This window comes from Desulfosporosinus sp. BICA1-9, from assembly GCF_000802135.1.
In genome coordinates this window covers 1-6,269 of the sequence record NZ_JUEE01000128.1, presented here as the reverse complement: position 1 = coordinate 6,269, position 6,269 = coordinate 1, and the positions used below count along the sequence as shown (strand labels likewise).

Annotated in this window: 4 protein-coding genes and 1 pseudogene; all 5 read right to left on the bottom strand. The window is 41.6% G+C overall.

Annotated elements, in window-relative coordinates; all coding sequences use genetic code 11:
- Positions 1–354: 354 nt before the first annotated feature.
- Positions 355–1,554, bottom strand: coding sequence for a UDP-4-amino-4,6-dideoxy-N-acetyl-beta-L-altrosamine transaminase (gene pseC / locus JL57_RS15165; RefSeq protein WP_291300133.1), 1,200 nt, complete (start codon positions 1,552–1,554; stop codon positions 355–357).
- The gene (gene pseB, locus JL57_RS15160) at positions 1,551–2,543 is read right to left on the bottom strand and encodes a UDP-N-acetylglucosamine 4,6-dehydratase (inverting) (RefSeq protein ID WP_034142870.1); all 993 of its coding nucleotides are present in this window, start codon (positions 2,541–2,543) and stop codon (positions 1,551–1,553) included. The genes pseC and pseB overlap by 4 nt, the downstream gene beginning before the upstream one ends.
- A 198-nt stretch (positions 2,544–2,741) precedes the next feature.
- On the bottom strand, positions 2,742–3,995 hold the full coding sequence (locus JL57_RS34555; RefSeq protein ID WP_291300132.1) for a lipopolysaccharide assembly protein LapB: 1,254 nt from the start codon (positions 3,993–3,995) through the stop codon (positions 2,742–2,744).
- Positions 3,996–4,195: 200 nt separating this feature from the next.
- A complete protein-coding gene (locus tag JL57_RS15150; RefSeq protein ID WP_291300134.1) occupies positions 4,196–5,299 on the bottom strand; it encodes a glycosyltransferase in 1,104 nt (367 codons plus the stop codon).
- Between the two features lie 238 nt (positions 5,300–5,537).
- Positions 5,538–6,269: pseudogene (locus JL57_RS15145) on the bottom strand (collagen-like protein); the annotation flags it as partial.

The following is a 6,269-nucleotide window of genomic DNA, read 5'->3' as shown; positions in this document are numbered from 1 at the left end:
GGGAACAGAAAGCGGATATATTCATCTTTAATGAAAGAAAGATAATCAATGAGATCCGCATCAAAACCAAGTGTGCTATAATATAGGGGTGAGAACATGTCTATCTGTATATGCAAGGTTTACACCTCTTCCTGTGTGATAATTTTGGTTTTGTCACCTTAATTTTACCACACCATGGATAGGGGTGTAATTATTTTTAAAGAACTTATGTTTGGTGCTGTTCAGCTTTTTGTAACAGACACTATCAAGATCCTTTAAATATTTAATTATATTAGCATTTTCCAAGTATAAACTTTTGATTCTGCTTAACATCTTCTTATATTCCATATTAAGGACCGCCTTTCAAATATATCATTAAATACGCCCTTGGAAATTTCTACTTTCTTCAGAATGAGTTACAACCTCATTTACCTTATTTATGACATAATCCTGATCTTCTTCAGACAAACCATAATATAATGGCAGCGTTATAGCCCCTGCATAATACTTCTCAGCCTGTGGAAAGTCCCCTTCATTAAAACCCAGATTACGATAGTAAGGTTGAGTGTGCACAGGAATATAGTGAACATTTACATTTATTCCCGCACTTATTAATTCCCCGAAGACTTCTTTACGTGATTTAACCAGCTCATCCAATTTAAGTTGAATAACATACAAATGATAAGCCGAATATACTTCAGGGCTTTGCCCAGGTAAAAGGAGTGGTAAATCTTTCAGCGCATTATTATAACGCTCTGCTAACATATTTCGTCTCGCCACAAATTTATCTAGCCGCAACATTTGACTAATTCCCAATGTAGCCTGGATGTCAGTCATTCGATAATTATAGCCTAGTTCAATTTGTTGATAATGCCATGGACCATCAGAATTTCTCCGCACAAGATCGTAATCACGGGTAATTCCATGGGAGCGTAATCGGAGAAGCCTCTCATATAGATCTCTTCGATTGGTAAGGATCATGCCACCTTCACCAGTCGTAATAATTTTAACGGGATGAAAACTAAATACTGTCATGTCAGAGTATTCACAGGCGCCGACATTGGACCCTTGATACCGTCCGCCTAAGGCGTGAGAAGCATCCTCCATAATCTTAAAGCCGTAAAGCTTGGCCAACTCGGCGATTCGTTCCATTTCGCAGGACTGTCCACTAAAATGTACTGGAATTACGACCTTCGGTAACTCTCCATTTCGCTTAGCAAGCTCAAGCTTTTCTTCCAAGGCAGTAACGCTCAAGTTATAAGTCTGAGGATCGATATCGACAAAGTCCACCTTTGCTCCGCAATAGCGTCCACAATTGGCTGAGGCCACAAAGGTATTCGGCGAGGTCCACAAAACCTCATTTAAACCCAAATCCAAGGCTAGGCAGCCAAGGTGTAAGGCGGCAGTAGCACTGGTGAGCGCAACCGCATACTTAGTTCCACAGTAATCAGCGACTTTTTTCTCAAACTGCTCAATAGCCGGTCCTTGAGTTAACCAATCGGAGGTTAAGACCTCTTGGACAGCTAAAAGATCCGCTTGAGTAATATCTTGTCTTCCGTAAGGGATTGATTTCATGATTGTTCATTCATCTCCCTTAGCTGTTCGACGGTCAGAAAATCTGGGTTCGTTCCAGAATTGTATTCAAACCCAGGCGCTACGAGGCTTCCCTTATTTCCAGTAACATCGGTCGAATAATCTATAGGATACGTAAAGCTGATGGCAGGCTTAATCACATAGTGCTCCTCAAATTCTAACGTTAAATGAGAGTCATCGGCAGGCACCATAATCTCATGGAGCTTCTCTCCTGGGCGAATACCTATAACTTTAACAGGCATTCCCGGAGCAATGGCTTCGGCTAAGTCAGTAATTCTCATGGATGGAATTTTGGGCACGAATACCTCCCCACCCTGCATTCGTTCGAAGTTGCGCAGCACAAAGTTAACTCCATCTTGTAGACTGATCCAAAACCTTGACATCCTCGGATCGGTAACGGGAATTTCCTTGGCACCTTCAGTAATTAATTTTTTAAAGAATGGAACTACAGAACCGCGCGAACCTACAACATTACCGTACCGCACGACCGAAAAACGCGTTCTATGACCACCAGTAATATTGTTTGCGGCAACAAATAACTTATCAGATACAAGTTTAGTAGCTCCATATAAATTGATGGGATTAGCAGCTTTATCTGTCGACAACGCGATAACTTTCTCCACTTCATTTTCGATTGCAGCTTTAATAACATTTTGAGCCCCATGGATGTTTGTCTTGACACACTCCATTGGATTATATTCAGCTGCTGGGACTTGTTTCAGCGCGGCTGCATGGATAACATAATCCGCCCCCCGCATTGCTTGACTGAGTCGTTCCGGATCTCGAACATCCCCGATAAAATAACGCATTTCTGGAGCGTTAAATTTTTGTTGCATTTCGAATTGTTTGAGCTCATCTCGCGAGTATATAATGATTTTTTTGGGTTTAAAGCGTTTTAAAATAGTTTCAACGTACTGTTTACCGAAGGAACCAGTTCCTCCAGTAATCAATATTGATTTGTTGCTGAACATTCGATAACACAGTCCCCTCTTTTGAAGGCTTGAGTCCCCGTTGCAGGGTGTGGATTATTATATGTTATGCTTTCATCTAAGTTTGTGTGTTCTTGAGTTACTGACTATTATCAATGCTTGCACCCTTGCGTCAAATGAGCCCTTACCTGGCTTTCCGGATAAGGGCTCATTTGACAGAAACAATTATTTGCAACCTATCTAACTTTCTTTTGTTGTTTTTCCTAACACGCCCTCCAAATATTGCTTATTATGCAAGATCGAGGGGTTATCTGGTTTGTAACGTCTAGCAATCTCATTATGCTCATAGGCCAACTCATGTTTGCCTAAGTGATCATAGCAAAGACACAGTTGAACATGCGGTGCCCACATCAACCAACTATTGTCAGGTTTTTCTAATTGAGTGGCCAATTTATACCAAAAAACCCCCAGTTCATATTGCTTATTATTATTAAAAAAATATCCTAAGTGACAACAAAACTCAGCTCTAGGGGCATCGTATTCAAAAGATTTTAAGATGTATTTGAGTTGTTTATCCATTTCTCCGGATTCCTGAAAATAACTAACCAGTTTTTCGCAAGTAGAAATTTTATCTCCAACCCCACCCTGTCCTGTACTCAAAAATTCTTCATACGTTTCAATGGCTCGATTATTGCTTTCCATTAATAATTCTCTTAGTTCGATACCAGACAGGCAGTCATGGACGCCAAGTTCCTCTTCAACATAATTCTTTTGCTCCTCACTAATAACTTGAGTTGGACCTTGGAAAATCTTTGTGGCAAAAGCACCTGCTGGGTAATCAGTACAACTCTCTTTAACCCCCTGATCTACAATAACTGCTGGCTCCCCAAAGATGAAAAAGGGAATCCCCATTTCTACAGCATAAAAAGAATAAGAGCCGACCATATTAGACGTTGCGTATTTATGATTTCTAAGAATTTCATAAAATTTTTGTACAAATTCAAATCCTGGCACCCATGCCGACCCGGCGGTTACAATTTTGAACCCATATTTTTTATATATTTCGTCCTTCTTTCTTGCTAAATCCACATAAGTTATGCATATCGTTATTGGATGATACTCAATCGGAAGACTTAGTAGTTGCTTACAATACTTATCTATATCAAATACTGCTTCTCTCGATTCAGTGGAATGTGCGGGAAAGGCAATTGTTCCGCTAGCAGCTGCATCCTTCTCAATTTTCCTTGATTTCCGGTAGTGTACAAAAGGTGATCCAATAATAGCTGCAGGAATACTACTTGATCTTTTCCATGCTTGGAGGCGTCTTCTACTCATAACTAACATTAGGGGTTTATCAGTAAGAAGATCGAGGTGATATGCCTCTGTTATAGGGTACCACCCATGACCAAAGTGACACAACAAAGGTACGTTCGATGGTAAACCAGCATAGTCTCTAATTAGCGTATCAAGTCCATAAGTCTTAACCCATTGCATAAAAATACCTTCCTCTTTTTGATTTTTAAGAGAGCACCACATGTGTTAATGGGACTACTCTATGTTATGCTTTCACCTCCTTGTGTGTGCGCTTATGCATAGTTTCATCTGCATATTAATAAAGAAGGCTAGAAACTTTGCCAAAGCAACATAACCAAAAACAGAGAACCCGCAATGCGGCTTCTCAACACTTTTCCCTCTTACTTCTTGGGTAATTTTATGCCTATAAGATTCTCAAAATACTTCTTGTTGTACAGAACCTGTGGGTTTTCTGGACTATACTCCCTGGCGATCTCGTTATGCTCATAGGCTAATTCGTGTTTACCTAAACGGTCATAGCAAACGCACAACTGCAAATGCGGTAACCATGTCCAACAAGCTTCAGTCATGAATCCCGAATTCTCAACAGGCCTTACTAATTGAGTAGCCAGCTTATACCAGAATTCTGCTTGTTCATACCGTTTCGTATTAAGAAAATGAAAACCTAATCGACAGCAGAATTCTGCCCTAGGTGAGGCATAATCGAAAGATTTGTAAATATATTCCAGTTGCTTTTCCGATTCTCCTAACGCTTGAAAACAGTCCGCTAGTTTTCCACAAGCAGAGATTTCATCTTCAACCCAACCTTGTCCTGTCTTTAAGAAGTCTTGACAAACTTCAATTGCCCGCCGATAAAGTTTGTGATCGAATAATTCATTGCCATAGTAGTACAAATCTCGAGGAGAGAACGGATCACCGTTTTCTTTTCTTCGTTCAAATATTTTCAGGTTTCGATCAGAACTGTGACCTTCTATGCGCTTATGTGTTACACAAATGTCTGAGTTTAAAATATTTCCCGCTACTGCTAAATACTCGTGTACTGCCCCTACCCATTTAAAGTTTCTACTTCGCTTAACCAAGCGGTTTCGCCGAAAGCTAAAGGAAACATTGCCAAACTGATCAAAGGCATAATGATAGGGCATACTCACAGCATCCACGGCCGGATCCAGATTTTTCTTAAGCGTACGTAATTTTTCTTGATCTTCAGTTGTTAGTACATCGTCAGCATCCAGCCAGAGGATATATTCCATGCTTGCCTGACTGAATGCAAAATTGCGGGCAGCAGCAAAGTCATCTATCCAGGTAAAATCAAAGATTCGATCTGTATATTTCTCGACAATCTCTTTGGTATGATCGGTAGAACCCGTATCAACAATAACTATTTCATCACAAATATCTTTAACAGAATCAAGACAGCAACCAATTGTACTCTCTTCATTTCTAACAATAATACACAGACTAATTGTGATTTGCTTTCCTTCCATCATTCAATCTCCTCATATAAAAATAGTGTTATTACATATATATTCCAAGCAGATTTAAATGGAACAAAATACAATAACTATAGAAGTTAAAAACGCACCACACCGAGAGTGATGCTTTAATATAAAATTGTAGCCTGAAAATAACCCATTTTCATTCACCAGTGGTGCCGCGCAGCGGCATGGAGGCCTGACTTGGTATAGGAAAGTCCCTTGGCTTTGCCAAGGGACTAAAAATGAATTAATCTAATTTATCAATAGTCAGTTGTGCGCCAACATCAGGTGAACCAGTTGTTGTAAACGCTGTAGCGGAGGGGTTATTAAGCGTTATGACAGCACCCGCTCCAAGTGTTAGAATTGCCTGACCAATTACCGGACCAGTAGCGGCCGTCGCAATAATTCGAGTGGATGGATCTACTACACCGCCTACTGCAATAGCTATTTCTGAACCTACTCCAAGAGTAATGCTTACGCTATAGTCGATCTGATAGTCACCGGCAAGTGTAACAGTTACCGTGGTTGTACCAGCAACGTGGGTTTCGTTAACAAGCGGACCATTACTGCTAAATACTACATCTGCTCCGGCAGCTACAACTTGACCCCCTACGGTAAGATCATATACATAACCGTAGGCAGCCAAACCTGCTCCGGTTGCACCTGTCGCTCCCACTGCCCCGGTTGCGCCTGTCGCTCCTACTGCCCCGGTTGCACCTGTCGCTCCTACTGCTCCTGTTGCACCTGTCGCTCCTACTGCTCCTGTTGCACCTGTCGCTCCTACTGCTCCTGTGGCTCCTGTCGCTCCTACTGCTCCTGTTGCGCCTGTCGCTCCTACTGCTCCGGTCGCTCCTGTCGCTCCTACTGCTCCGGTCGCTCCTGTCGCTCCTACTGCTCCTGTGGCTCCTGTAGCTCCTACTGCTCCTGTTGCTCCTGTCGCTCCTACTGCTCCGGTCGCTCCTGTCGCTCCTACTGCTCC